The sequence below is a fragment of the Williamsia soli genome (assembly GCF_017377795.1).
GTDB lineage: Bacteria > Actinomycetota > Actinomycetes > Mycobacteriales > Mycobacteriaceae > Williamsia > Williamsia soli.
In genome coordinates this window covers 432,159-458,745 of the sequence record NZ_JAFRDR010000004.1, presented here as the reverse complement: position 1 = coordinate 458,745, position 26,587 = coordinate 432,159, and the positions used below count along the sequence as shown (strand labels likewise).

The 26,587-nt window shown below is 66.4% G+C and carries 23 protein-coding genes; 10 read left to right on the top strand and 13 right to left on the bottom strand.

The window, feature by feature from the left end:
- Nucleotides 1-15: 15 nt before the first annotated feature.
- The 11 genes from ftsW to J3S28_RS14090 form a co-directional block, all read right to left on the bottom strand.
- On the bottom strand, nt 16-1,815 hold the full coding sequence (ftsW, locus tag J3S28_RS14140; RefSeq protein ID WP_207841349.1) for a putative lipid II flippase FtsW: 1,800 nt from the start codon (nt 1,813-1,815) through the stop codon (nt 16-18).
- Complete coding sequence (gene murD / locus J3S28_RS14135) at nt 1,815-3,314, bottom strand: UDP-N-acetylmuramoyl-L-alanine--D-glutamate ligase (protein ID WP_207841348.1); 1,500 nt, start codon at nt 3,312-3,314, stop codon at nt 1,815-1,817. The genes ftsW and murD overlap by 1 nt, the downstream gene beginning before the upstream one ends.
- 2 nt (nt 3,315-3,316) lie before the next feature.
- Nucleotides 3,317-4,405 (bottom strand): phospho-N-acetylmuramoyl-pentapeptide-transferase, encoded by a 1,089-nt coding sequence (mraY, locus tag J3S28_RS14130; protein ID WP_207841347.1) that lies wholly within the window; start codon nt 4,403-4,405, stop codon nt 3,317-3,319.
- Nucleotides 4,406-4,909: a UDP-N-acetylmuramoyl-tripeptide--D-alanyl-D-alanine ligase gene (locus J3S28_RS14125; RefSeq protein WP_207841346.1), complete on the bottom strand. Its 504-nt coding sequence runs from the start codon at nt 4,907-4,909 to the stop codon at nt 4,406-4,408.
- The gene (locus J3S28_RS14120) at nt 4,906-6,531 is read right to left on the bottom strand and encodes a UDP-N-acetylmuramoyl-L-alanyl-D-glutamate--2,6-diaminopimelate ligase (protein ID WP_207841345.1); all 1,626 of its coding nucleotides are present in this window, start codon (nt 6,529-6,531) and stop codon (nt 4,906-4,908) included. The genes J3S28_RS14125 and J3S28_RS14120 overlap by 4 nt, the downstream gene beginning before the upstream one ends.
- Nucleotides 6,532-6,554: 23 nt before the next feature.
- Nucleotides 6,555-8,570 carry a peptidoglycan D,D-transpeptidase FtsI family protein gene (locus J3S28_RS14115; protein WP_207841344.1) on the bottom strand — a complete coding sequence of 672 codons (2,016 nt, stop codon included), beginning with the start codon at nt 8,568-8,570 and terminating at the stop codon, nt 6,555-6,557.
- Between the two features lie 83 nt (nt 8,571-8,653).
- Nucleotides 8,654-9,478, bottom strand: coding sequence for a cell division protein FtsL (gene ftsL / locus J3S28_RS14110; RefSeq protein WP_237341503.1), 825 nt, complete (start codon nt 9,476-9,478; stop codon nt 8,654-8,656).
- Nucleotides 9,475-10,407 (bottom strand): 16S rRNA (cytosine(1402)-N(4))-methyltransferase RsmH, encoded by a 933-nt coding sequence (gene rsmH, locus J3S28_RS14105; RefSeq protein WP_372436005.1) that lies wholly within the window; start codon nt 10,405-10,407, stop codon nt 9,475-9,477. Before rsmH ends, ftsL begins: the two co-directional genes overlap by 4 nt.
- Before the next feature lie 232 nt (nt 10,408-10,639).
- Nucleotides 10,640-11,077, bottom strand: a complete 438-nt coding sequence (gene mraZ, locus J3S28_RS14100) for a division/cell wall cluster transcriptional repressor MraZ (RefSeq protein WP_084837072.1) — start codon at nt 11,075-11,077, stop codon at nt 10,640-10,642.
- Nucleotides 11,078-11,453: 376 nt separating this feature from the next.
- On the bottom strand, nt 11,454-11,867 hold the full coding sequence (locus tag J3S28_RS14095; protein ID WP_207841342.1) for an SCO2097 family morphological protein: 414 nt from the start codon (nt 11,865-11,867) through the stop codon (nt 11,454-11,456).
- Nucleotides 11,868-12,038: 171 nt separating this feature from the next.
- Nucleotides 12,039-12,521 carry an SAV_6107 family HEPN domain-containing protein gene (locus tag J3S28_RS14090; RefSeq protein ID WP_207841341.1) on the bottom strand — a complete coding sequence of 161 codons (483 nt, stop codon included), beginning with the start codon at nt 12,519-12,521 and terminating at the stop codon, nt 12,039-12,041.
- A gap of 207 nt (nt 12,522-12,728) precedes the next feature.
- Between J3S28_RS14090 and J3S28_RS14085 the strand changes: the two genes are divergently transcribed.
- Genes J3S28_RS14085 through J3S28_RS14065 form a run of 5 tightly spaced genes read left to right on the top strand, consistent with a single transcriptional unit; the run spans nt 12,729 to nt 17,647 of the window.
- The gene (locus J3S28_RS14085) at nt 12,729-13,307 is read left to right on the top strand and encodes a GNAT family N-acetyltransferase (RefSeq protein ID WP_207841340.1); all 579 of its coding nucleotides are present in this window, start codon (nt 12,729-12,731) and stop codon (nt 13,305-13,307) included.
- 8 nt (nt 13,308-13,315) lie between these two features.
- Nucleotides 13,316-14,911, top strand: a complete 1,596-nt coding sequence (locus J3S28_RS14080) for a phytoene desaturase family protein (protein WP_207841339.1) — start codon at nt 13,316-13,318, stop codon at nt 14,909-14,911.
- A complete protein-coding gene (locus tag J3S28_RS14075; RefSeq protein WP_237341501.1) occupies nt 14,908-15,711 on the top strand; it encodes a carotenoid biosynthesis protein in 804 nt (267 codons plus the stop codon). Before J3S28_RS14080 ends, J3S28_RS14075 begins: the two co-directional genes overlap by 4 nt.
- Before the next feature lie 56 nt (nt 15,712-15,767).
- Entirely contained in the window at nt 15,768-16,538 is a 771-nt protein-coding gene (locus tag J3S28_RS14070; RefSeq protein WP_207841337.1) for an LppM family (lipo)protein, read from the top strand.
- Nucleotides 16,539-16,573: 35 nt separating this feature from the next.
- The gene (locus J3S28_RS14065) at nt 16,574-17,647 is read left to right on the top strand and encodes a glycosyltransferase family 2 protein (protein WP_207841336.1); all 1,074 of its coding nucleotides are present in this window, start codon (nt 16,574-16,576) and stop codon (nt 17,645-17,647) included.
- 10 nt (nt 17,648-17,657) lie between these two features.
- Here the strand turns inward: J3S28_RS14065 and J3S28_RS14060 are convergent, their stop codons facing one another.
- Entirely contained in the window at nt 17,658-18,593 is a 936-nt protein-coding gene (locus tag J3S28_RS14060) for a methylenetetrahydrofolate reductase (RefSeq protein ID WP_094647513.1), read from the bottom strand.
- Between the two features lie 86 nt (nt 18,594-18,679).
- Here J3S28_RS14060 and J3S28_RS14055 point away from each other — a divergent pair, with 86 nt between their 5' ends.
- Genes J3S28_RS14055 through J3S28_RS14040 form a run of 4 tightly spaced genes read left to right on the top strand, consistent with a single transcriptional unit; the run spans nt 18,680 to nt 23,790 of the window.
- Nucleotides 18,680-19,756, top strand: coding sequence for a polyprenyl synthetase family protein (locus tag J3S28_RS14055; RefSeq protein ID WP_307797128.1), 1,077 nt, complete (start codon nt 18,680-18,682; stop codon nt 19,754-19,756).
- Nucleotides 19,756-21,282 carry a phytoene desaturase family protein gene (gene crtI, locus J3S28_RS14050; protein WP_207841335.1) on the top strand — a complete coding sequence of 509 codons (1,527 nt, stop codon included), beginning with the start codon at nt 19,756-19,758 and terminating at the stop codon, nt 21,280-21,282. Before J3S28_RS14055 ends, crtI begins: the two co-directional genes overlap by 1 nt.
- 13 nt (nt 21,283-21,295) lie before the next feature.
- The gene (locus tag J3S28_RS14045) at nt 21,296-22,891 is read left to right on the top strand and encodes an alpha-(1->6)-mannopyranosyltransferase A (RefSeq protein WP_272874182.1); all 1,596 of its coding nucleotides are present in this window, start codon (nt 21,296-21,298) and stop codon (nt 22,889-22,891) included.
- Nucleotides 22,888-23,790, top strand: a complete 903-nt coding sequence (locus tag J3S28_RS14040; RefSeq protein WP_207841334.1) for a phytoene/squalene synthase family protein — start codon at nt 22,888-22,890, stop codon at nt 23,788-23,790. Before J3S28_RS14045 ends, J3S28_RS14040 begins: the two co-directional genes overlap by 4 nt.
- Here J3S28_RS14040 and J3S28_RS14035 read toward each other — a convergent pair.
- On the bottom strand, nt 23,787-24,152 hold the full coding sequence (locus J3S28_RS14035) for an Rv2175c family DNA-binding protein (protein ID WP_207841333.1): 366 nt from the start codon (nt 24,150-24,152) through the stop codon (nt 23,787-23,789). The genes J3S28_RS14040 and J3S28_RS14035 overlap by 4 nt on opposite strands.
- A 204-nt stretch (nt 24,153-24,356) precedes the next feature.
- Between J3S28_RS14035 and pknB the strand changes: the two genes are divergently transcribed.
- Nucleotides 24,357-26,567 carry a Stk1 family PASTA domain-containing Ser/Thr kinase gene (pknB, locus tag J3S28_RS14030; RefSeq protein WP_207841425.1) on the top strand — a complete coding sequence of 737 codons (2,211 nt, stop codon included), beginning with the start codon at nt 24,357-24,359 and terminating at the stop codon, nt 26,565-26,567.
- Nucleotides 26,568-26,587 lie beyond the last annotated feature (20 nt).

Below are 26,587 nucleotides of genomic sequence, written 5' to 3'. Positions count from 1 at the left end.
GACGGGACAGATCCGTCACCGGCGCCTGTCCGAATCGCGATATCTCCCTCGCGGATCTTCTCGCGAAGCTCCTCGGGCATAGGGATCATGGCCTCGTCGGTTCTCACGTGGCTGACGGTCTCGGGCATAGGGGTCATTGTTGCGCAACGGCACCTGCCGCGTCCTGGGTGGGCTGGCAGTACCCCGGGTCGAGCGGCGACGCGCTGGGTCTGCGTCGCCATATCCCCAGTCCGGGGTCCGCACCGGTCGCACACGACCGCGATCTTGCGGCGGGTAACTCCTCGCCGGCTGTGCGCTGCGCGCGGCGCGACGGGTGGGTTCGGTGGCCACTGCGCGGCGAGCCCGCACAGCCGGGCCGGGACGCTGTCCGCGGCGCCGGTCGAGCCGATCACGGAGCGCCTCAGCGCGGGTCTGTGAGTACGGAACTGGGTTCGGCAGACGCAGGATCCGGCCGAACCTGCCGTCTCCACCCGAGGCGAGCGCTGCGACCGCTTCAGGTTCATGGCGGGCGGCGTTGGCCAGCAGACCGAACATCACGAGCGTCGTGAAGGTCGAGGTACCACCAGCCGAGAGCAGCGGGAGCTGAATCCCGGTCACCGGGAGCAGGCCGACCACGTAGCCGATGTTGATCAGTGCCTGAGCGGTCACCAGCACCGTGATCGTGGCCGTCAACAATCGTAGGAACGGATCGACCGACCGCATCGCGATCCGCAGGCCGACGAAGGCGAGCAATCCGAAGAGCAGCAAGACGATGAGACCGCCGATGAGACCGAGTTCTTCGCCGATGATCGCGAAGATGAAGTCGTTGTGCGCGTTGGGCAGGTAGTTCCACTTGGCGCGACTCTGTCCGAGTCCCTCGCCGAACGGACCCCCGTTCGCCAGCGCGTACCGGGCCTGCCGGGCCTGGTAGCCGGCCCCCTGAGGATCGTCGATGTGACCGAAGAAGCTTCGCACCCGCTCGCTGCGATATCCGGCTGTCATCGCCAGCACGCCCGCCAGCAGCACGCCGGAAACCGCGAAGAAGCCGAAGACCTTCATCGGCAGACCCGCGAACCACAGCAGGGCACCGACAATGATCGCGATGGTGACCGTGGTGCTCAGGTTCGGCTCGAGGACGATCAGCACACAGATCAGGAACGTGACGGGGATCAGCGGGATCAGCAGTTCGCGGAGCGAAGCGTTGTCGCGGCGGCGGGAGGCCAGCAGGTGCGCACCCCAGACGCAGAGCGCGACCTTGACGAGCTCCGACGGCTGGACCGAGAGACCGCCGACGACAAACCAGCGGCGCGCGCCCTGGCTGAGGGTTCCGATTCCGGGGATCAGCACCAGGATCAACATGATCGTCGTGATGATGATCGCGGGCGCCGCGAGTCTGCGCATCAACCTGACGGGCATCCTCACCGCGAAGTAGAACAGCACCACCCCGAGTGCGGCGAACACCAGCTGGGTGGTGAACAGTCCGTAAGACGATCCGGTCTTCGAATAGCCCTCCACCGACGACGCCGACAACACCATGACCAGACCGAATGTGGTGAGCAGCACGGTGAGCGTGACGATGAGATGGAACGAGGCCAGCGGACGACTGAGCACTCCGGCGACCGCCGAGATCACCGATCCGATTCCCTCGCCCAGCGAGACGACCTTACGGTCACGGGTGGGAGAGGTCCGGCGCGTGGATGATTCGGCTTCTTCGGACTCCGCGACGGTGTCCTGACCAGACGCGGCGTCGGGTTCGGAGGAAGTATCGGTGTTCTCGTCCGGCGCCTCGATGTGGTCCAGCTCATCCGGGCTGTCGACGTCCGAACCCTCCCGCATCAGGAAACCCCTGCGGTCAAAGCTCCCGGCAGCGCCCGGGCCGCAGCTGCGAAGCTGTCGCCGCGAGCGCCGTAACCGGCGAACATGTCCAGCGAGGCGGCCGCAGGCGCGAGGAGAACCGCGTCCGGCGTGTCGGGATCGGCGGCGCACAGGTCCCAGGCGGCCCGCACCGCGCCGGCCATGATCGCAGTGGGGGCAGCTGTCTTCACCCCGTCATCTTCCCCTGTTACTACTGTGACTGTTGGGACCAAAGGGGCGTGTCGTGCCAATGCGTCGGCAATGACATCACGATCGACTCCGATGATCACCACCCCGGCGAGCCGATCGCGAACCGCCACGACGAGATCGTCGACCGTCGCACCCTTGAGTTGTCCCCCGGCGACCCAGACCACCCGGCGATGTCCGAGGATCGACGCCTGAGCAGCGTGGGGGTTGGTGGCCTTGGAGTCGTCGATGAACGTGGTCGCGCCGATGACGGCGACCGGCTGGCTGCGATGACCACCGACCGTGAAGTTCTCCAGACCTCGCTCGACGGCTTGCGGAGAGATCCCGATCGCCCGGCACAGGGCGGCAGCGCCCAGCGCATCGAGCTGGCCGGAGGGGCCCGTCGGACGAACCTTCTCGGCCCTGATCAGGGGTACGACCGAGTGATCACCACTGCCGTCCCAATCGACATGATCGACCAGGTGGCCGTTGGAGATACCGAGTTCTCCGTCACGCGGGGACCCCAGCCGGAACCCGATGGTGCGTGCGCCCGGTGTGCCCGCGGTGAGTTTCCCCGCCACCGGATCGTCGAGTCCGACCACCGCGATCGGCCCGGACAACGCAACCGCTTTCGCCGCGATGTAGGCGGCCATCGACCCGTGCCAATCGAGGTGGTCTTCGGCGATGTTCAGGACGACTCCCGCGGTCGGGCGGACCGATGGCGCCCAGTAGAGCTGGAACGACGACAATTCGACCGCGAGGACCTCGACCCGGGGCTCGGCGACGAGGACGTCGAGGACCGGGAGACCGATGTTGCCGCACGCCGCCACCGGAACTCCGGCGGCGGTGACGATCGACTCGATCATCCCGGTCGTGGTGGTCTTACCGTTGGTGCCCGTGACCACCAGCCACTGTCGCGATGGGCCGAGCAGTCCGGCTTTGTCGATATGCCAAGCCAATTCGACCTCGCCCCAGACCGGCAGTCCGGCCGCGAGTGCGCCCGTCGGCAGCGGACCATCAGGACGGAAGCCCGGTGAAACGACCAGCAAATCGTAGTCGGCGGTCCAATCGGGGCGCTCGAGGAGCTCATCTGCCCCGACAGCGGTCGCCCCGGCGCTCACGAGCGGAGCGGTGATCTCGGTGTTGTTGTCGCAGACCGTCACCGCGGCGCCGAGGTCGAGCAGGAATCGCGCAGCCGATGCACCGGCGACCCGGGCCCCGGCGACCAGGACCCGACCCGACCACAGTTCCGGAACTGCCGAGCCGGGTTCGGCGTTCCTGGGTTCTGCGCTCATGCCTATCCCCCGCTGGCGGTGAGGAACTCGCTGTAGAACAGCGACAGCCCCAGCGCACAGGCGATGGCCGTGAGCAACCAGAATCTGATGATCACCGTGGTCTCTGCCCACCCGGACAGTTCGAAGTGGTGATGGAAGGGCGCCATTCGGAAGACTCTCCGGCCCGTGGTCCGGAACACCGCGATCTGGATGACCACCGAGATGATCTCCGCGACGAACAGTGCACCCACCACCACCATCAGCAGTTCCGTGCTGGTCGTGATGGACAGGCCGGCCAGCATGCCACCGAGTGCGAGTGAGCCGGTATCGCCCATGAATATCTTGGCGGGCGCGGCATTCCACCAGAGGAATCCCAGACACGCGCCGCCGCCGGCCACAGCGATGAGCGCGAGGTCGAGTGGGTCGCGCACGGTGTAACAGCCGGGTTCGGCGGTCTTCGGTCCACCGACGCACGCATTCCGGTACTGCCAGAACGTGATCAGGACGTAGGAACCCAGCACCATCGCCATCGATCCCGCGGCGAGACCATCGAGTCCGTCGGTGAAGTTGACGGCGTTGGACCAGGCCGAGACCACCAGCCAGACGAACACGACGAACGCGACCGACCCCATCGTGATGGCGTCGATCTCGCGCACGTACGACAGATTCGTGCTCGCCGGTGTGTACCCGGCGTCGTTCCGGAACTGCAGTGCCAGGACACCGAACAGGAGGGCGGCGATCAGTTGGCCCACCGACTTCGCGGTCTTGTTCAGACCGAGGTTGCGCTGCTTACGTATTTTGATGAAGTCGTCGAGGAACCCGACCAAGGCCAGTGTCGTCGCCAGCGAGAGCACCAGGATGCCGGACGCGGTGGGACCGCCTCCGTCGGTCGCGAGTCCGACCAGGTGCGCGCCCCAGTACCCGGCCCACAGAGCCGCGACGATGGCGACGCCGCCCATCGACGGGGTGCCGCGTTTGGTCTGATGGCTCTTGGGCCCTTCGACCCGGATCTCTTGGCCGAATCCCTGTCGTGAAAAGACCTTGATCAGCACCGGGGTCAGCAGGATCGCGACAGCCAGCGAGATCACCCCCGCAATCAGGATCTGTCTCACCTAGAAGTCCTCACCTTTCGATACCCCGCCGGCCCCGAATGATTCGGCCAGTCTCAGCTCACGTCCACCCATGACCAGGACCACGTCGTCTTGGCCGAGTTGCGCATCCAGTATGTCCAGCGCCTCCTTCGGGCCCGACACCAGCACCGCCTCCGAACCCCATGACCCTTCCATGACCGCTCCCTGGTGGAGGCCGTGCATCGCCCGCGACGTGCCGACACAGATCACCTGCGCGATGTCGAGTCGTACCGCAAGTCGTCCGAGTTCGTCGTGTGAAACCACCCACCGCGTCATCTCGAGCGCATCGTGAACGTCCAACTCGTCAGGCGGATCGAGCTCACCGAGTATGGCCCAGCTGCGCCGTTCCGGCTGGGCATGCACCACGTCGGCGAGTTCACGCAGCGCCGTCCGCACGGATCGCTGGGTCACGGGCCCGGTCGGCTGGGACAGCAGATGACCCGCCGTGCGTCCGTCCGACAACGTCAATCGCGTCGGCGGCGTCAATCGTGCCTCCGGGATCGAGCCGCCCCATCGGCAGCGGGAGCAGTGCGCGCAATCAGAATCTCGTCGATCGACTCGGCAAGGACGACCCGGTCGTCGAACCGGTGTTTGACGCCATGGATCTCCTGTCCGGCTTCGTGGCCCTTGCCGGCGATGAGCACCACGTCGCCGGGCTGCGCCCACGCCACCGCTGCCCGGATGGCCTCGGCGCGATCCCCGATCTCGCGCACGGCTTCCGCGCCGTCTGGTCGGGCCGAGGGGGCCACAGCGTGCGCGCCGGCCAGCACCTGTGCCCGGATCTCGGCGGGCGTTTCCGTTCGAGGGTTGTCATCGGTGATCACCACCAGCTCCGCGCCCCGCGCCGCGGCCGCTCCCATGAGCGGCCGTTTGCCCGTGTCCCGGTTGCCACCGGCCCCCACCACAACCGCGATCCGCCCGCTCGCCTGACCGCGTAGCGTCTCGATGACTGCCTCGAGCGCAGCAGGCTTGTGCGCGTAGTCGACCACAGCGAGGAAGTCCTGCCCTCGACTCACCCGTTCGACCCGGCCTGGTACCGCGACCTCGCTGATCGACTCGATCGCGACGGTCGTCGCCACGCCGGCGACGGAGGCGATCACGACGGCGGTCAAGGCGTTGGCCACGTTGAATCGTCCCGGCATGGGGACGGTCATCGTGAACGTGTCCCCATCGGGATCGGTCAGCGTCACCGTCTGACTTCCGTCGACGGCAACGTCCGATGGGCCGGCGTGCCAGTGGGCCGCGGTGTCGCCGGTCGAAAGGGTGATCGCGTTCTCGCCGGCGATACGGGCCATCTCCCGGCCCCATTCGTCGTCGACGCAGATGACGGTGCGCAACGCGTGCACCGCCGAATCAGGTTGAAAGAGCAACGATTTCGCGTTGAAGTAGTCGCGCATCGTGGGATGGAAGTCGAGATGGTCCTGCGAGAGATTGGTGAACGCTCCGATCCCGAATACGCTGCCGTCCACCCGGCCGAGCTCGAGGGCATGACTCGAGACCTCCATGACGACCGCGTCCACGCCCTGCTCGAGCATCGCAGCGAGGAGACCCTGTAGTTCCGGGGCCTCCGGTGTGGTCAGTGCGCTCGGCTGACGGATACCCGCGATACGTGTCTCAACCGTGCCGATCAGGCCGACGGAGTGACCATCCGCCATCAGAGCCGCCTCGGTGAGGTAACTGCTGGTGGTCTTGCCAGAGGTACCGGTGATACCGACCAGCGTTATCCGGCGCGAGGGCTGACCGTAGATCCGCGAGCTCAGCTCCCCGAGCACCTGACGCGGCCGGGGATGAACCAGGACGGCGCAATCGATCGGCCCCGCGATGGCCTCGACGATGTCGCGGCCCACCCGGTCGGTGAGCACGGCGGTGGCCCCGGCGGCCAGAGCATCGGCGGCAAACTGAGCACCGTGCACCTTGCTACCGGGCAGGGCGGCGAAGAGATCGCCGGTGCGTACGTGCTGCGCGCGCAGGGTGACGCCGGTGACCTCGGTCTTCTCGGTGACGGCGCCGATCAGATCGATCCGCGCACCACTCGCCGCCGACAGCACCGCGACTTCGGTCGGTGTCACCACGGCTGGGCGCAGCACCGAGTTCTCGGGAGCAGACATTTCCACAACATACCGCCGACGGATCAGTTCGCCTGCAACACCAGTGGTGGGGTGGGCTCGGCCGAGAGTGGTACCTGCTCGCGCTGCAGCATCCACGAAGCGATGGTCTGGAACAGCGGTGCCGCGCTCTGCCCGCCGCTGCCATCGCTGCTTCGCGAGGGATTGTCGAGCATTATGCCGATCACGTAGCGCGGGTTGTCGGCGGGCGCGATGCCGGCGAAGGTGATGTTGTAACTCGATTGCGAGTAGCAGCCACAGTTCGGGTCGACCTGCTGTGCGGTTCCGGTCTTGCCGCTGATCTGGTACCCGGGTACCCCGGCCTTCGACCCCGTGCCCATCTGCACACCCATCGGGTCATTCTGGATCACTGCGCGGAACATGTCGCGCACCGTCTTGGCGGTCTGCGGACTGACCACGCGCACCCCGTCGGGCGGTGCGAGTTCGCCCTCCTGACCGTCGCCGTTGATGGACTTGATGATTCGCGGTTCGATGCGGACGCCGTCGTTGGCGATGGCCTGATACATCGCGGTCATCTGCAGCAACGTCATCGTCAGGCCCTGCCCGATCGGCAGGTTGGCGAACGTACCGCCGGACCACTGACTGCGGGCCGGTACCACTCCGGCGCTCTCCGCCGGTAGCCCGACATTGGCACGCTGACCGAGTCCGAATCGTTTGACCATGTCGGCGAACCGGTCTTCACCGACCTTGTCTGCCAGCATCAGGGTGCCGACGTTCGAGGACTTACCGAAGATGCCGGTGGTGGTGTACGGCTCGACCCCGTGCGCCCAGGCGTCTTTCACGGTGACGTCAGACATGTCGATGCTGCCCGGCACCTGATGAACCTGATCTGCGGTGGTCACGCCGTACTCGATCGCGGCTGCCGCGGTGATGATCTTGTTCACCGAACCAGGTTCGAACGGCGACGTGACGGGCAGGTCACCGAGTTGCGCATCACCCTGCTCATCAAGGGGTTTGGCGGGATTGAAGGTGCCGTCGTTGGCCATGGCGAGAACCTCGCCGGTCTTCACGTCGAGCACCACCGCAGAGGCGTTCTCGGCCTTGGACAATTCCTTGGCCCGCTGCACCTGGTTCTGCACGTACCACTGGACATCGGAATCGATGGTGAGTTCCACGGTGCCACCGTCGACCGATGGATGCAGGTTGCGTGAACTGCCTGGAATCACCGCGCCGTCGGAACCGCGGTCGTAGGTCCGCGAGCCATCGGTACCCGAAAGCACGGAATCCATGGATGATTCGAGTCCGATCAGACCATTGCCGTCGAAGTCGACGTCGCCGACGATGTTGGCGGCCAACGGACCACCGGGATAAAGGCGGATGTCCTGCCGTTCGGACCCGACCTCCGGGAACTCGTCGATGATCTTGTTCGCGGCCTCCGGGCTGACGGCACGGGCGAGGTACACAAAGCTCTCGTCGCTCTGTAGCAGTTCCCGCAGAGACGACTCCTCGAACTCACCCCCGAGCTCGGCACTGATCCCCGCTGCGATCTGACTGATCCTGGTGGACACGTCCGGCAGGGCAGAGTTCTTCGTGTGTGCCTCCTCGATCTCCTTGCGCACCTTCACCGGCTGAAAGGTCAGTGCGCGGGCATCGTCGGTATACGCGATCGCCTTACCGTTGCGGTCTTCGATCGCGCCGCGTTTGGCCGGTAGGACCTCGGTCACCGCTCGTTGGCTCGCGGCCTCTGCCGACAGCCCCGGCGCATCCACGATCTGGAGCATCACCATCTTGATGGCGACCACCGCCACGACGAGCAGGATCAGCGCGGTGGCAAAGCGATGCCGCACAAGGAACTGCCGCCCCGCCTTGACCGCTTCTCCCCGACCATGCGCCGAACCGCCCACCGGGAAACCGCTACGAACACCGTTCGACCGCGATGCACCTCCCGGGTTTTCGGTGGCGCGGGCACCTGAGGCGCCGCCATTCCCCTGCCTGCCTCGAGGCCGCCGCGATGGTCCCATTCGTTCGCGTCCGCCGGCGCGACGGACGGTGCGTCGTTCGCCGCGGGTCGGCCGGGTCATCGGCCACACCCTTTGCGTTCAGCGCACCGGATACCTGCGCTCCTCGCACATACGGACTTCATGGTTGTCAATTCTCCGGTGCGCTAACGTGTTTGGCCCGAATTTGAGCCCGGCGCGCCGCCAGTTGATGGCAGAACATTCGAAAAGGTCGGTGGCGCTGCCGGATTTGCCGGAGTCTGCCCATCGGGAGCCGGCTGCACCTGGGTCGCCGGATTCGGCGTCGTGGCCTCCGGTGTGGTGCCGGCTCCGATCGGTGTGCCCTGAACACCCGGCATGGGCGTGGTGCTCGGGCGCCCCGAGGTGGTCGGAGTTCGCGGCGACGCAGCGGGTGCATCATTCATCGACGGCGCCTTCGGTCCATCGGCCGGCTTGACCTCACCGACCACGAACGACTTCCCATCGGGACCAACCACCAAGCGGGCCTTGTCATTTCCCGGGATCATCCCCAGTGCCCCCGCCTTGTCGGAGAGCTCTGGAGCCGAATCCCCGGATTCGTAGGCCTTTTTCAGTGCGTCACGACGATCGGACAACTGCTCGTTCTGCTCACGAACGACACCGAGTTGATAGGAGTCCTGAGCGGACTTGGTCGAGAGCCACAAGGTGAGCGCGAGACCGGCGAGGAGCATGGCCACCACGACGACCGCGAACGGTACCCGCCTCGCGGCGCGCAACGGCGCAAAGGTGACGCCGACGACCGAGCGCGGATTCGCCTTGTCCTTCTCGACCGGAACCGAACGGACCCGCGCGCCGCGTGCCGAGCGCTCGGAAACCGTCTCGCTCCCAAGACGTTTGCGGCGCTTGTCGAGCGCCCGCTGGGCCGCCGCCGAGCGCACCCTGGTGCCGTCTGCCTTCCGTGCCGACGGGGCCCTGCGCTCGCGAGTACTCGCCTGATCGTCGGTGATGGTCACTGATTCCTCCTGGCGATCCGTTCGACAGCCCGCACCCGGACGGACGCCGATCGTGGGTTGAGCTCGATTTCTGGGTCAGATGCGCGCTCGGCGCCACGGGTCAGAAGCGCGAATTCCGGTGCGGTACCGGGCAAGTCGACAGGTAGACCGGGCGGTGTGGTCGACGTCGTACGCGCTGTGAACTCCCGTTTGACAATGCGGTCCTCGAGCGACTGATACGACATGATCGCGAGCCGGCCACCCACGGCCAGTGAATCGAGCGCGGCGGGCAACGCCGCACGCAGTGACGTCAGCTCGCCGTTGACCTCGATTCGCAACGCTTGAAACGTGCGCTTGGCCGGGTGTCCCCCCGTTCGCCGCGTCGCGGCCGGAATCGACCGGTACAGCAACTCGACAAGCCTGGCGCTTGTCGTGAACGGTTCGACCTCACGCTCGCGCAGTACGGCAGACGCAATCTTCCCGGCGAACCGTTCATCGCCGTATTCCGAGAGGACACGGGCCAGCTCGCCGTGCGAGTAGGTGTTGAGCACGTCTGCCGCGGTCAGCGGATCGTCGGCGTTCATCCGCATGTCGAGCGGGGCGTCGACAGAGTATGCGAAGCCGCGGTCGGCCTGATCGAGTTGCATTGACGATACGCCGAGGTCGAAGAGCCCTGCGTCATAAGCGGCCACGCCGGCCACCCGCAGCGCTTCGACGATGTCGTCGTATCGCAGGTGCACGAACGTGATCCGCTCGCCGAAAGATGAAAGGCGCTCTCGGGCGAGCGCAAGTGCGTACTCGTCACGATCGATCCCGATGATCGACACTCCGGGAAAGGTTCGCGCCACCAATTCTGTGTGCCCACCGGCTCCGAGCGTTCCATCGACATACACCGCACCGCGACCGTGCTCATCATGTCGGGTGATCGCGGGAGCCAGCAGCTCTGTCATGCGCTCTGCCATTACCGGGATGTGTCCGAATACATTTTCGGCGTGATCCACGATGCTGAGCCCCTTCGCGTGTGTCTGAGTACATAAAGAGGTCGGCAACATCATTCACATCGCTGGTGCGGCTACCCGTGGATGAGTCCTGGTCCCTGCCCGACCGAACCTGGCGCTGGGGAAGTGCGTCAGGGTCGGATCGGGCAGAGGCCTCGATTCACCCACGTGAGTCCGCTTGGCGTTACGGCCCTTCGACCGCATCCAGCGCGTCGAAGCCCACGCTCGAGAAGTTCTCCTCGTGCTCGTCCTGGTAGTCGCGCCACGTCTGCGCGTCCCAGATCTCCAGGTGGCTCATGTTTCCAATCACCACACACTCTTTGGCCAGACCCGCATAGCGACGATGGTCCAATGCCAGACTTATCCGGCCTTGCCCATCGGGCCTCTGCTCGTCTGTGCCCGAACTCAACTGACGCTGGAACGCACGGGCCGCCGGGTCGTTCTTCGGCGAACTGAGCACTTTTCGCGCCAACTCGTAGAAGTCATCCCGCAGATACACCGCAAGGCTGCGATCTTGACCTTTTGTGATCATCACGCCTCCCGCTAATGCATCTCGGAACTTGGCGGGCAACGTCAGCCGCCCCTTGTCGTCGAGCTTGGGCGTGTAGGTGCCGAAAAACATAGCGTCAGCCATGTCGACACCTCCAACCCAGTTGATTGGGAGATTCCGGGCTCTCCCACCAACAAGCACCACCATACCCCACAACTCTCCACTTTCCACCCCCTAACTCGCTGATTTTCGGCACGCCAGCTCATTTGTGCAGGCAGAAGGCGCGTGGAGTGGTGGGGCACCATTCCTAGGTCAGCGCGTTTCGGACCGATATGAACGTCGCACGGGTACACCATGGGTCACTGCAGTCACAGGAGCGGCATATTTGCCACGAAGTGGGCGAGAGTGGGGAAGGTGGGGGTGAGCGGGACCTCACGGGGTCTGGACATAAAAAAACCGCGTATCGCAATGGCGATACGCGGTTTTGCAGAACTTTTCGAGCCCTGGGTTACTCCTCTTCGAACCTGCGGTTGAACCGCTCTTCCATCCGCTCGGAGAACTTACGGCCCTGGCGCGGCTCACGACCCGAAGACCTACGGGGGGAAGACCCCGCCGCGGCGGCACCGCTTGCCGGACCCGGACCGCTTCGTGAACCCCACAAAGCCATCAGGCCGGCGCCGAACATCACCAGGAATCCGACGAGACTGATGATGGGGAAACCGCCGATCATCACGTCTACGACCAACCCTCCGATGAGAAGGACCAGACCAACTATGAACAAGACCGCCGCTTGCAGGCGACGACGAGCAGTGGAGCCGCCGAAGCGACGCGATCGGACGTTGGACGCAAACTTGGGGTCTTCTGCGTACAGAGCGTTTTCGATCTGTTCGAGCATGCGCTGCTCGTGCTCTGAGAGTGGCACCCGCCCCCTCCTTCAGCACGTGGTTTCCGTAGAGCTCGCGGGGGACGATTCCGGTTGCCCGGGCCCACTGCGGTGGGCCCACTTGAAATGATACGAGGTGTTGGAAGTCCCGACCACCATTCCCCGCCACAAGTTCGTCAAGATTGGTCCATCTGAGCGAAATTCCCGCGTTCAGGCCGCTCCGGCGGGCATTTTCGACGACTTACCCTGCTCGCGTCGAACGATTTCGGTTTCGACAGCGTGCAGGAACTCGTCCACGCGGGGTCGTAATGATGCGATCTGCTCCTCCGAGACCGCGCGGAGCCCGACCTCGGCGTCCGCACGAAGGCGCGACAGACCTGCGAAGTAGGTGGCCCAACCCGTCATCTCCGGAACCGCCTGCGGCAACCGAGACCAGGCGCTTCGCGAGCCCCGCCGACGCGTCGGCCGTTCGGTCACGGCGAGCACCGCACCGGCCGCCCTGAGCGCCGACTGGTAGAGCGCACTGAATTCTTCGGTGGGATCGGTCACAACGTCGGATTCGCGGAGCCGGGACTCTGCTCGCACCAGCAGGTCGCGGGCCGAAATGATCTGGGCCGGATCCGGAAGCGGGTTCGATTTCAGGCTGCGCGCAGCCGCCGTCCCACGTGACGGATGCGAGATTGTCGGCGACATCTGTTGTGATCCTTCCGTCGGCATCGTGTCCGTGTGGGTCCGGTCCGGTGGCCCACGCTTCCCTCGTCGACCACCGGACCGCCCTCACGTCGTGCGGGCAACGATGTGGCTTGGCCTTTGCGGAGGTTGAAGCCTCGAACACCCGTTCGACATATTCAATATACCTACGACGGCGACAACCCTCAAGCGAAGAAGGCGGAAACTTCTGTGCCCATCCGGCTCGTGGACCTTTCGGCCCAAGACGCACGGACGTGGTTACCCGATGCCTTGACGGTGTACGTGACCGCGATGAACTATCCGGAGGGCACCGAGGTGCAGCGCGCTCCCCTGTGGCAGGAGCACGTCCACCGTCCCGGCTGGCAAGCGGTCGCGGCCGTGGAGTCGCCCGGCGCCGCCTCCTCGCAGGAAACCATCGTCGGGATCGCGTACGGATACCGCGGTGCGGGCGATCAATGGTGGAACCAGCAGGTTCGCTCAGGGCTGACCCGAGCGGGGGCCGATCCGGAGCGGATCCGGTCGATCACCGACGACTATTTCGAACTGACCGAACTGCACGTGCACCCCGCCGCCCAGGGTCAGCAGATCGGCGAGGCGCTGCTGGTGCGCCTGCTCGCCGACAGAACCGAACCGCAAGTCCTGCTCTCGACCCCTGAGATCAGCGAGGAGAACAACCGCGCGTGGCGGCTCTACCGTCGGCTGGGGTTCGCCGACGTGTTGCGTCGCTTCACTTTCTCGGGGGACCCACGACCATTTGCTGTACTTGGTCGAACTCTGCCACTGAAGTAGGAGCATCAATGATCGACACCGTCGTCATCGGAGCGGGCCACAACGGTCTTGTTGCCGCCGCATATCTGGCCGCCGCGGGACAACGGGTCGTGGTGGTCGAACGCGACAGCATCCCCGGTGGCGCCGTGTCGACCGTGGAGCGGTTCCCTGGATACCGGGTGGATCGTGGATCATCGGCGCACCTGATGATCCGGCACACGCCGATCCTCGAAGAACTGGCGCTGGCCGATCACGGTCTCCGCTACATCGATTGCGACCCGTGGGCATTCAGCCCGGCGAGCGACACCCACGAGCCGATCATCTTCTACAAAGACCTCGATCGCACGTGCGCGTCCATCGAAAATGCCTGCGGCGCAGCCGACGCCGAGGCCTACCGCGCATTCGTGGCCGTCTGGTCCGAGCGGTCGGCTGCGATGATGTCGGCATTCACCTCCTCGCCCTCCCCCATCGCGCTCGGAAAAGCATTCTGGGGCCTGCAGGGCCGCATACCCGGCAAAGGGGCGTCGTCCGGCCTCGGACTGTCCCAGGAGTTCCTGATGTCGGGCGACTCCTTGCTGGACTATTGGTTCGAGTCCGAACAGCTCAAGGCGGCTCTCGCCTGGTTCGGCGCTCAGTCCGGGCCGCCGATGAACGAGCCCGGAACCGCCCCCATGGTCGGTTTTGCCGCCGCGATGCACACCATCCCACCTGGCCGCGCGATCGGTGGCAGCGGAGCTCTGACCGAAGCCCTGGTCCGCAAACTCGAGGCAGACGGCGGCGAGGTACGGCTCTCCGCCGCCGCGACGGCCCTGGAGAAGCGCGGCGACGACTGGCTGGTGCGATGTGAGGACGGCAGCGAACAGCGGGCCCGCTCGGTCGTCAGTGCCTGTCACATCCTCACCACCCTGAAGCTCCTGCGGGCCGGCGGTTTCGATTCCGCGACCGCCGATCGCTGGGCAGCACAGATCCGGGTCGGAAACGGGATCGGGATGGCGGTGCGCCTCGGCGGTACCGCACTGCCCAGCTATCGCGGGATCGGCGATGACGCCGGAGTCCACTCAGCACTCGGGTTGCTCGTGACGGACCGGGGACAACTCGCCCGGGCGTATGCCGATGCCTCCGCGGGCGATCTGCCACGCCGTCCGGCCCTGGTGGCGATGAGCTATTCCGCGATCGACCCGACGCTGACACCTGCCGGGCACCACTCGACAAGCCTGTGGGCGCAGTGGCACCCATACCGCCTCTCCGGGGGTCGCAGCTGGAGCGACCTCGCTGCCGAGGCCGCAGCCGGCATCGTCGCCGAACTCGACCGGCACGCGCCGGGGTTCTCCGATTCGATCGAGCACACCCGGATCCAGACGCCGGCCGATCTCGAGACCGAACTCGGGCTCACCGGGGGCAACATCATGCACGTCGAGATGTCGCTGGATCAGATGATGATCTGGCGGCCCCACCCGGAAATGGCCCAGCACCGTATCCCCGGTGCCCCCGGCCTCGTGTTGGCCGGTGCCTCCACCCATCCCGGTGGCGGAGTATGTGGGGCGAGTGGTCGGATTGCCGCCACCGCCGTGCTGGCCGGCCGACGTTCGACCCTGTCGAAGATCACCCGCGGTCGATGGGGATGACGTCACCGGACACCCGGTTTGCACTATCGGCCGCACTGCTCGTCGTATCCATCGCAGCGCAGATCACCTACCCACTCGTCGACGGCACCACCCGGGATCACGTGACTGTCACCGTGGTGCTCGCCTCAGCCGCGGCGATGGTGCTCCATTCGGCAGCCCGCCTCGGCACCCTTCGGACGGTGGCGATGGTCGCGGCAACTGCGGGTGTCGGCTGGAGCGCTGAGATCATCGGTACCGCAACGTCTTTCCCGTTCGGCGCCTACGAGTACGCCACCGGCCGGATCGGCCCGTCGATCGCTGACGTGCCGATCGTCATCGGCCTGGCCTGGACGGCCGGTGGCTACTGCATCTGGTGGGTCAGCTCATTCATCACGACAGCACCGTGGTTCCGGGTCCCACTTGCAACTGCGGGAATGGTCGGCTGGGACCTGTATCTCGATCCGCAGATGGTCAGCGCGGGGTTGTGGACCTGGGAGGCCCGGGATGCCGGCCTGCCGGGCATCGATCAGATCCCCATCACGAACTTCCTCGGTTGGGCCGGGGTCGCCGCGGTGATGTTCACGCTCCTGTCGTTCATCGACCGGCAGCCGATCGTCATCACCTGGCGCTCGGCGATCACCCCCATCGGCTGGTTCACCTGGACCTGGCTCGGATCAGCGTTGGCCTTTCTCGTCTTTCTCGACGATCCGGACTTGCCCGCCGCAGTCCCCTACGGGCTGATCGGAATGGGCATCGTCGGTGTTCCTGCCGCGATCTGCCTGTTCGGCGCAGTCGGCAGGGGCCGCCTGACCCCACGTTGAACGCACGAGAGCGCGCCCTTTCCACGCCGGCGCAGCACTAATGGCACGATAGTCGCGTGCCTCAGATCACCCGACAGCCCCGCGGCCGGCAGCGCCGCGGCCCCGTGAGCCTGGTTCTTGCCCTGCTGGTCCTGGTCTGCGGTCCCGCACTCGCGGCCTGCTCGAATTCGCCCACCGAATTCGGCGACCGCCTCTGGGGAGCCATGGTGCTGGCCGAGAAGGACGTCGGCCAGGAAAAAGGCCCTCAGATCGTCGTCCCGCAGTCGCTGGAGTCGGTGGTCAGCGCGACCGAGTTCAAACGAGACGGGTTGATCGGGACCCGCGCGACCTTCACCGAGGCGACCCTCGGACAGTTCACCCAACTCGGAGAACTGGTCGACGACGCGTATCCGGACACGTCGGTGACCATGGACCTCAACGCACAGCGTCGCGGCGATGTCGTCGCATTCCGTGGTACCGCGGATCTGCAGGGCCTCGCGCCGGGCAGAGATTATGTCGAGTTCTCCGTCCAGTTCGCCGGGCCGGTCAGTGCCACCAACGGGCAGCAGGACGGCGAGGACGCGGTGTCGTGGAAGCCTGAGATCGGCAAGGCCTCACCCATGACCGCCGAGGCGAATTACGAAGAACCCGGAACCGCCGCGTTCACAGGATGGACCGGACTGATGGCGGGAATCGCGTTGGCCGTCACGGTGATCGTCGTGGCGCTGGCCTGGGTCAACCGTGATCAATCACCTCGCCCCGGCGCCCCGACCCGACGACCCGTGGACACCCGGCAGAGCTCTGCGACGCCAGGCGGCACTCGAGACGACGACCGGTCGACCCGCTGATCGGCTGGCTACCGCTGGGGTTGTCGGCAGTCAACGTGGCTGTGGCACTTGCCAATGTCCAGCGGGTCGGATCGTTGGCCGAACCCGGCCGGCTGATCGACGAACCCGTCTGGGTGTGCATCCCGGCGCGCGACGAGGCCTCGCGGATCGCGTCCTTGATCTCGGACCTCCGGGCCCAGACAGGGATCGCGGATCTGCGGGTACTGATCTGTGACGACGATTCGTCCGACGGGACCGGCGAGGTCGCGACCGCCGCGATCGCCGACGACCCCCGCTTCGAGTTGCGTCGCAATCACATTCCACCACCGCCGGGCTGGACCGGGAAGATCCACGCCATGACCCTGCTCGCCGATCGCGTCGGCGAGGGGATGGTCGTATTCGTCGACGCCGACGTGCGCTTGTCACCAACTGCCCTCGCCCGGGGCGTGCGCACCTGCATCGACGCAGGCGGCCTGCTGTCTGTATGGCCCGCGCAGCGCGCCGGATCCTTCTTCGAGCACCTCGTCCAGCCGTTGCTGTGCTGGTCATGGTTGGGCTCGGTGCCTTTGGGCGTGTCCGAACGGCTGCAGTGGAGATCAATGGCGGTGGCGAACGGTCAATTCCTGATCACCTCGAGCATCGACTACCGGCGGGCCGGTGGCCATGCGTCGGTGCGCGGCAAGATCACCGACGACCTCGCGCTCGCACGGCAGTACCGCGACATCGGGCTCGGCTCGACCGTCCGCAGTGGCAAAGACGTGGCGTCCTGCCGGATGTACGACGGTCCCGCCGAGACCTGGCAGGGCTATCGACGCTGGCTCGGAACGGAATTCGGTGGTCCGGCCGGGGCCGTCGCTGTCGCCGTTGTGTTCGGCTGCGCAAACCTCATCCCACTTCTCGACCTCGCGTCCGGACGGCGGCGAGAACGGGCTGCGGCAGCACTCGCCTGTGGCATCGCCTCTCGCCTGATCGCCCGTCGCGCCGAGACAGGCACCCTGAGTGGCCTCGACGTGATCTCGGCGATCGCGCACCCTTTGTCGATGGTCGTGAGCGCGGTGGCTGTCGCAGACTCACTGCGGGCCCGTGTCACCGGAAAGTTGATCTGGAAGGGACGAGCGCTGGCGCCCTGACCGCGATGGTTCAGGCAGCCATCACGTTCATACCGAGGCGCTCGAGCACCTCGCTGGTCGCCTTGGCGAAATTCAGACTGCAGAAGTGCAGGCACGGCACACCTTCGGCGATGAGCCGCTGCGCCATCTGCGTGGCGAGATCGATACCAACGGCCCGGACAGCTTCCCGGTCTTCTTCCGGTCCGCCACCGGCCGCCGCTGCCAGGCGCCGATCGATGTCGGCGGGCAGCACCGAACCCGACAGTTCCACCATGCGACGGACCGACGCCAGGGACGTGATGGGCATGATCCCCGGAATGAGTGGCTTCGCGCCCTGCTCGGGATCGGCCGCGACCACCCGGTCACGCAAACGAAGGAAGTCGTCGACGTCAAAGAACATCTGGGTGATCGAATACTGAGCTCCGGCACGGAGTTTCGACACCAGATACTTCGTGTCGTGGTCGAGGTCGGGAGCTCTGTGGTGGCCTTCGGGGAACGATGCGACGCCGACGTTGAAGTCGCCGAGCTCTTGCACCAGTCGGACGAGCTGCTCAGCGTACTCGAGCCCCTCGGGGTGCTTGACCCACTCGCCCAGCGGGTCACCGGGCGGATCGCCGCGCAACGCGAGGATGTTGGTGATCCCCTGATCGGCAAAGCCGCCGACCATCGCCCGCAACTCCTCCACGCTGTGCCCGACCGCGGTCAGATGAGCAACCGGCAGCAACGTGGTCTCGCGGGCCAGCTGCCCGACGATCCGCAGGGTGCGGTCGCGGGTCGACCCGCCGGCGCCGTAGGTCATCGAGACGAATGCAGGACCCATCCGCTCGAAGATGCGCACCGCACGCCACAGCCGCGCCTCGGCCTGCTCATCGCGGGGCGGGTAGAACTCGACGGAAAACGGAACCGGCCCCGGATGTGGCTCGGCCAGCCGCTGCACGATCGATGTCTGGGGTAGCTGCGAACTCACCTGGCAATCATACGATTGCCCAGGCGAGCCGGACCACGTCGCCCGGTCGGCCGAGCCGGTTGTCACCCCGCGGTTAAGGTGACCAGGTGCCCATCGAGTCCCTTCGCGACGTCCCAGCGGCGACCTCCGCGCTACTGCGACAGATCTTTGCAGAGCGCCGAGCTGCAGCTTCAGACATCGCCCCCGGGTTCGCCGAGGCGGTGGAGTCGATGGGCGGATTCGTGCTGAGGGGTGGCAAGCGGGTGCGCCCGACCTTTGCCTGGGCCGGATACCAGGCTGCGGGCCCCGCCCGGGCACTCCCCGACCAGATGCTGACCGTGTGCGCAGCCCTCGAGTTCGTGCAGGCCTGCGCGTTGATCCACGACGACATCATCGATCGATCCGACACCCGGCGCGGGCATCCGACGTTGCACCGGGAGTTCGAGCGACTCCATCGCGACTCCGGGTGGCACGGCTCCCCAGGGTCGTACGGCGAGGGTGTCGCGATCCTGCTCGGTGACCTGGCTTTGGCATGGGCCGACGACCTCTTCTTCGGCGCCGGCTTCACCCCGGATGTGGTCGCCGCGGTCGCGGACATCTGGGCAGGGATGCGAACCGAGGTCCTCGCCGGTCAGTACCTCGACATCACGGCTGAGGCCGCCGGCGACGAGTCGCCCGTGGCGGCCCATCGGGTGATGCGCTTCAAGACTGCTGCCTACACGGTGGAGCGGCCGCTGCAGCTCGGCGCCGCCATCGGCGGCGCCGACGCAGACCTGATCGGAGCCCTTCGCTCGTTCGGAACCGACGTGGGCGTCGCCTTTCAACTCCGCGATGATCTGCTGGGCGTGTTCGGCGACCCCGAGGTGACCGGCAAACCCGCGGGCGACGACATCATCTCAGGCAAACGGACGGCGCTGCTCGCTGCCGCATTGAATTCGAGTGACATCGACAACCCCGCCGCAGCGCAGGTGTTGCGCCGGCGCATCGGCAAAGACCTCGACGCGGCGGAATTGGCCGAGACGACCCAGATCATCCTTGACAGCGGCGCGGTTGCCGAGGTCGAGTCGCAGATCGGCGAGCTCGTCGAATCGGCACTGATCACCCTGTCCACGAGCAGTGCCCCCGCCACCGCGAAGGCGGACCTCGCTGAACTGGCGACCTCCATGACGCAACGGCGGGCGTGATGGTCGTTTCGGTCTCGGGCCCCACCGATCGGATAGTCGTGGTCGGCGCCGGGCTCTCGGGTCTGACCGCGGCTCTCCATCTGCGCGGCGCGGGGCGAGAGGTCACCGTGCTCGAAGCCGCCGCACACCCGGGCGGCCGGGTCGCCACGGAAACCATCGGCGACAACCATTTCGACACCGGCGCAACCATTCTCACGATGCCCGAGCTGGTGCACGCCCCCCTCGCCGCGGTAGGCGTCGAGCGGGAGGACGCAGCACGCCGGCTCGATCTCATCGATGTGGATCCCACGTACAACATGCGCTACGCGGACGGCACCGAGCTTGCCGTGCACCGCGACCAGGATCGGTTCGCGGCGGCCATCACCGACGTGTTCGGGGCGCAACAGGCCCGCGGCTACCGCGAACTGACCGAGTGGCTCAGGCAGTTGTACGCCGTGGAGATGGACACCTTCATCAACCGGAACTTCGACTCGGCGCTCTCTCTCGCCCGCGATCCGGCCACGCGCGCCGGGGCTGCCGCGTTGCTGCGGCTCGGCGCGCTGGGCCGGTTGTCTGCGCGCGTGGGAGAGTTCGTCACCGACGAACGCTTGTTGCGCGCCTTCACCTTTCAGGCCCTTTACGCCGGTGTACCGCCTGAGCGCGCGCGAGCCGTATACGCGGTGATCGCCCACATGGACATCAGTATGGGCGTGTACTACCCGCGAGGCGGGATGGGGCGCGTCGCCGAGGTCATGGCCGGAGCCCTGCACGACGCAGGCGGGCGCGTCGAACTCGGCACTGCCGCGTCGAGCGTCCAGTGGACCGGCGACCGCGTCACCTCGGTGACGAGCACCGACGGGCGCGTCTGGACTTGCGACGCAGCAGTCTTCACCACCGACGCCCCCGTCACCGACCGCCTCCTGGGGCACCGTCGCACCGGGCGCTCGCGCCGGATCGTCTACTCACCGAGCGCCGTCGTCGCCCACGGCGTGGTTCCCACCGACGTCACCGCCGGGTGGCCGGGCGGTCACCACACCCTCGACTTCGGCGCCGCCTGGTCCAAGACCTTTCGGGAGCTGACCGCACGCAGCGGTCGGGGCCGGCTGATGAGCGACCCTTCCCTGCTGATCAACAGGCCCGGCCTCTCCGACCCCGGGCACGGCATCAGCGCCGCCGGCGAATCGGTCACGGTTCTCGCACCATGCCCCAACCTCGATTCGGCACCCCTACCGTGGCAGCAGCTCGCCGGACCCTACGTGAGGGAAGTGCTGGCCGTCCTCGAGACCCGCGGTTACACAGGCATCAGAGAGACCTTCAGGATCGCCCGCATCGACGATCCGGCCACCTGGGCGGCGGCGGGTATGGCGGCGGGGACACCGTTCGCCGCAGCCCACACCGTCCCGCAGACCGGCCCACTGCGCACACGCAATCTCGTACCGGGCGCCGACAACGTCGTGCTGGCGGGTAGTTCCACGGTGCCCGGTGTGGGGATTCCGCCCGTGCTGGTTTCCGGACGACTCGCGGCCCAGCGCATCACAGGCGAATAGGAACTCCACGGCGATGTCCACGTCCACGTCGATGCCGGCCAGCGGTGTCCGAGCGCGACTGACCCGCGCCCGGGTGTCGATGGGTGACTTCTGCCGCACCGACCTCGGTCGCCAGGTGCTGCTGGGGTGTGCCGGTTCTCTGCTCGTCGCCGCAGGCAGCTTCGGGGTCGGGGACGTCCCCCGCAACGAGACGTCGTTGCAGACGATGCACCTGACGTGGCTCTACTTCGGTCACGGGAAGACGTTGAGCGGCCTCGCTTTCTGGCTGGGGGTGGCGCTCATGGTCATCTCGTGGGTCCAGGTGGGGCGCACCCTGAGCGCCGACCCATCCCCTGATCGTCCCACCCGCGCTCTCGGCTGGGCCTCGTTGGCCCAGTCCGCCCCGCTGATGATCGCGGTGCCGCTCTACAGCCGCGACGTGTACGCCTATCTCGCGCAGGGTGCCTTGTTGCGGGACGGGTTCAATCCGTACTCCGACGGCCCGGTGGTCCGGCCCGGACCGCTCCTGGACTCGATGGCACAGGTGTGGGCAACCACCACCGCGCCCTACGGCCCGGCGTTCATGTCACTGACCCGCCTGGTCACCACCGTCACCGGTGACCAGCCGATCGCAGGTGTGCTGGTGATGAGGGTCGTCCTGCTACCCGGACTGTTGCTGACCCTCTGGGCGCTGCCGCGGCTCGCCCGCCACTTCGGTACCGACCCCGCGATGGCCATCTGGGTGGTCGTCCTCAATCCACTGGTGTTGATCCACCTCGTCGGCGGCCCGCACGTCGAGCTGTTGATGATGGGCGTGCTCATCGCGGGGATCACGTTGGTGGTCCAGCGCCGACACATTGCGGGGGTGAGCGTGCTGGCACTGGCCGCCTCGATCAAGATCACCGCCGGTGTCGCGATCCCTTTCGTGCTGTGGATCTGGATCTCGCACATCCGGGAAGACCGGCACGCACGAGCGCCGTCCGACGGCGACCCCACGGGCGTCCGACCTGTCGACGTCGCCGGCGTACTGGCCTGGATCGTCGGACTCAGTGGAGTCATCTTCGGTGTGCTGACCCTGCTCGTCGGCCACGGATTCGGATGGCTGCTCGGACTGACCTGGGCCGCCAAGATCATCAACTGGCTCACGGTTCCCACCGCGATGGCACACCTGACCACTCTCGTCTCGTCACCGTTCGTGAGCCTTCCACTGCTTCCCGTTCTCGACGTCGCCAGGTCCATCGGCTCGGTCGTGTTGGCCTTGACGCTGATCGGACTCTGGGTGCGGTTCCGGGGCAGTGAACGTGATGCGGTCAAGGGCATGGCGTGGGCGATGCTCGCGGTTCTGCTGCTCGAGCCGTCGACGCTCCCCTGGTACTACACCTGGGCGCTGGTGATTGCCGCAGTCTTCACCATCGATCGCCGAGGTCTGGTCGCCATCGTGGCGTTCAGTGTGTTCCTGCTCCAGGTATTCGGGCCGAGCGATGACATCTTCATGTACGAGATCACCGATGTGATCGTCGCGATTGCTCTCTCGGCGCTCGCCGGCTGGTCCCTGGTGCGGCGCGATCCCCTGCGGATCCGGCGGTTGACCCGCGGTCGGTCCGCCGACGGCGCGGATCCTGCCTCATGACGGCCGGCACCCGCCTCGAGACGGCCTACGCGCACTGTGAACAACTCATCGCGATTCACGGGCGCACCTATTATCGCGGAACCCAATTGCTTTCTCCGGCACGGCGCCGCGGCGTCTACGCACTCTATGGGTTCGCGCGAATGGTCGACGACATCGTCGACACGACGACCGGGCCGGATCGGCTGGGTCGGCTCGACGACATCGAGGCAGACCTGCACGCCGCGCTGGAGAATCCCGACCACAGAGCACAACACCTCGAGGTGCTGGCCGTCGCCGATACCTCGGCCGCGTTCGGGATCCCCCACGAGTATTTCGACGCCTTCCTGCGATCCATGCGGATGGACCTCCCCGACAGCGACCTGCACGTGGCCACCTACCGGTCGATGGAACAGTTACGCGAATACATGTACGGGTCGGCGAGCGTGATCGGGTTACAGATGCTGCCCATCCTGGGAACAGTCGGGGAGGTCGCGAGTGCGATGCCGGCAGCGCGGGCGCTGGGCGACGCCTTTCAGCTCACCAACTTCATCCGCGACGCCGGGGAAGACCTCGACCGCGGCCGTATCTATCTGCCGACCGATGAACTCGCCACGTTCGGGGTGGATGGAGCAATGCTCCGACGGTGCCGTCGCAACGGGCAGGTACCTCCGCAGCTGCGTCGGGCGTTGGCGCATCTGATCGCCATCACCCGCGCCGAGTATCGGCTCGCGGAGCCCGGAATCGCCCTGTTGGCCCCCGCCAGCAGACCCGGGATCAGGGCCGCACTGACGATGTACCGAGCCATCCTCGATCAAGTCGAACAAGACGGTTACCGCGTCCTGACGCAGCGAGCCCGCCTGTCGAAACCGGCCCGGATGGGCCACATCGCCGCGGCTCTGGTGCGCGGCGGACGCTGCTAGAAAGCCTCGGCCTGGGCGCGGCGCACCATCTCGCGTGCCTGGTGCCCGTGCAGCGCCTCCGCCGGGCAGATGCCCAGGTCATCATGGACCTCGAACAGCCATCTCATGGCCTCGTCGCGGCTGAACCCGCCGTCGAACAGCACTTTGATCAAGCCGACGAGGTGCTTGGTGATCTCCGGGCCGTCGAAGAACAGCGCCGGGATGGCGACCTGTCCGTCACGGCGCACCGCGAGCAGGCGCTCATCGGTGATCAGATTGAGGACCTTGCTGTTGGAAAAGCCCATTCGGGAGGAAACCTGGGACACGGACAAAACCTCTGTGTCAGCAGGCAGCGTGTCTTCTGAGAGCGGTACGGAACCCACGCAGGTGACACTACCGAGCGGGCCGGTGTGCAGTCGAGTCGCTCCCCCTGTCCGACCGGGAAAACGCCGAACTCCACTCCGCTTCGTCCGTACACACCCGCGCTCGTGATCGTTTCTAGACCGGGCGTCGCTACTGTGGACTCGTAAATCTGCCCACCTGTCCGGCCGCGAAAGGATCTGACGCCTGTGAACGCTCCCTCCGACATGCTGATCGGCATGCTGCTGGAGCGCCGCTACCGGATCGATGCGCTCATCGCCCGCGGCGGCATGTCCAGCGTCTACCTCGGAATGGATCTGCGGCTCGATCGGCCTGTCGCCGTCAAGGTGATGGATCCGAGATTCTCGGCAGACCCGCAGTTCCTGGCCCGCCTCGAGTTCGAGGCGAGGTCGGTCGCCCGGCTCAAGGATCCCGGGCTCGTGGCCGTCTACGACCAGGGCGCGGACGGCGACTACGCGTTTCTCGTCATGGAATTGGTACAGGGCGGCACCCTGCGCGAGTTGTTGCGCGAACGCGGCCCGATGCCACCCCACGCCGTGACCGCCGTGACGGCACCGGTCCTCGGAGCACTCGGGTCAGCCCACCGCGCCGGCCTCGTGCACCGCGACGTCAAACCCGAGAACGTCCTGATCTCGGACGAAGGCGAAGTCAAGGTGGTCGACTTCGGCCTGGTGCGCGCCATCGCCGCAGCGGGCATCACGTCGAACAGCGTGATCCTGGGGACCGCCGCGTACCTGTCCCCCGAGCAGGTCGAATCCGCGTCCGCCGACGCCCGCTCCGACGTCTACTCCACAGGCATATTGGTCTTCGAGATGCTCACCGGCAGAACCCCGTTCACCGGAGACACTGCTCTGGGTCTGGCCTATCAGCGGCTCAACAACGACGTACCCGCACCGAGTTCGCTCATACCGGGCGTACCACCGGAGTTCGATGAGTTCGTCCTGACTTCGACCGCCCGCAACCCCGAGAACCGGTATCGCGACGGTTACCACATGCGCGAAGTGCTCACCGAGATCGCTGCCGACCTCGAATTGCCCGCGTTCACGGTGCCTGCCCCGACCCGCTCGGCGGAACGGGAGACCATGGTCGCCTTCCGCGACCGCCAGCAGCGGCCCCCGGCGGGCCCACCTGGCGACCCGGATGGAACTGATCCGATCGCCTCTCCGTCCGCGCCACCGCAGCAGGGTGGCCGCAATCCGACGCGGATCCAGACCCTCCCACCCGACACCCGCCATCAGCAGCCGCTGCCAGGGCCTCCACGCCCGCAGGGCCCACCGGGCCCTCCTCCCCCGTCGACGGCGATGATGTCGCAGGCCTCGGCCTACGCAGAACAACGCCGCAAATCCCGTCGTACAGCACTCATCTGGGTGCTGGTCGTGATGCTCGTGGCAACTCTTCTCGGGGTCGGCGGCTGGTGGCTGGGGTCGGGCCGCTTCACCACTGTTCCGGAACTGACCGGGATGGACCGCGTCGCCGCGACGGAGGCCATCGAAGACGCCGGACTCGACGTGGTCGACGACCCGACCTTCGACAACGATCTCCCCGTCGACCAGGTGATGTCGGCGCAACCGGTCCCGGGAACCCGCGTCAGCCGGTTCTCCGACGTCACCCTGGCGTACTCGGTCGGGCAGCCGAAGGTTCCAGACCTCAGCGCCGGCGACCCCCTGCCCGAAGTCGAGCAGCGCCTGCGCGACCGCACTCTCGTACCCAAGGTGGCCCGGCAGCAATACAGCAACACCGCACCCAAGGGCTCCGTGGTCTCCTTGACGCCCAACTCCGGAACCACGGTGCCCGTCGGTAGTGAGATCCAGATCACCACCAGTCGCGGCCCCGAACCCATCTCCGTCCCCGATGTGTCAGGTCGTGACCAGGACGATGCCACCAAGCTGTTGGGGACAGCGAAGCTCAAGACGGGGAACGTCCGCAAAGAGTTCAGCCCGGACATCGACGGCGGCAAGGTGATCGGCACCAGTCCCGGCGCCGGCGTGATGGCCGAACCCGGAAGCACCGTCGACCTCATCGTCTCTGACGCCATCGCGGTTCCCGATCTGTCGGGCATGACACCCGATGAGGCACGGCGGACCTTGCAGGACGCCGGACTGATCGCCCAGGATGGCGGAACGTCCACTGATGGCACCGCCAAGGCCGGCGAGATCACCTCCGCGAGCCCGGCTTTCGGCGCTCGTGTGGACCCGCGCAATCCCGTGGTACGAATCTTCGTGTCCGATGCCGTCAGCGTCCCCGATGTCACCGGCGACACAGTCGGCACGGCCAAACGCAAACTCGGCGACGCCGGGCTGAAGGTCAACAGTAGGGGCCTGACAGGGTCTGGTATCTCGATCGTCGTCAGCCAGAGTCCTTCTGGCGGAACCCGCATCAAACAGGGCACCACGGTCGACATCACCTCGATCCCCTGACTTCGGGGCGTTTCGAGCAG

Excerpts from the sequence above, each read along its gene's own strand:
- ftsW (WP_207841349.1), bottom strand. The coding sequence starts at position 1,815 with ATGCGGGAGGGTTCGGACGTCGACAGCCCGGATGAGCTGGACCACATC.
- murD (WP_207841348.1), bottom strand. The coding sequence starts at position 3,314 with ATGAGCGCAGAACCCAGGAACGCCGAACCCGGCTCGGCAGTTCCGGAA.
- J3S28_RS14120 (WP_207841345.1), bottom strand. The coding sequence starts at position 6,531 with ATGTCTGCTCCCGAGAACTCGGTGCTGCGCCCAGCCGTGGTGACACCG.
- J3S28_RS14115 (WP_207841344.1), bottom strand. The coding sequence starts at position 8,570 with ATGACCCGGCCGACCCGCGGCGAACGACGCACCGTCCGTCGCGCCGGC.
- rsmH (WP_372436005.1), bottom strand. The coding sequence starts at position 10,407 with ATGACAGAGCTGCTGGCTCCCGCGATCACCCGACATGATGAGCACGGT.
- mraZ (WP_084837072.1), bottom strand. The coding sequence starts at position 11,077 with ATGTTTTTCGGCACCTACACGCCCAAGCTCGACGACAAGGGGCGGCTG.
- J3S28_RS14090 (WP_207841341.1), bottom strand. The coding sequence starts at position 12,521 with ATGTCGCCGACAATCTCGCATCCGTCACGTGGGACGGCGGCTGCGCGC.
- J3S28_RS14080 (WP_207841339.1), top strand. The coding sequence starts at position 13,316 with ATGATCGACACCGTCGTCATCGGAGCGGGCCACAACGGTCTTGTTGCC.
- J3S28_RS14075 (WP_237341501.1), top strand. The coding sequence starts at position 14,908 with ATGACGTCACCGGACACCCGGTTTGCACTATCGGCCGCACTGCTCGTC.
- crtI (WP_207841335.1), top strand. The coding sequence starts at position 19,756 with ATGGTCGTTTCGGTCTCGGGCCCCACCGATCGGATAGTCGTGGTCGGC.
- J3S28_RS14045 (WP_272874182.1), top strand. The coding sequence starts at position 21,296 with ATGTCCACGTCCACGTCGATGCCGGCCAGCGGTGTCCGAGCGCGACTG.
- J3S28_RS14040 (WP_207841334.1), top strand. The coding sequence starts at position 22,888 with ATGACGGCCGGCACCCGCCTCGAGACGGCCTACGCGCACTGTGAACAA.
- pknB (WP_207841425.1), top strand. The coding sequence starts at position 24,357 with ATGCTGATCGGCATGCTGCTGGAGCGCCGCTACCGGATCGATGCGCTC.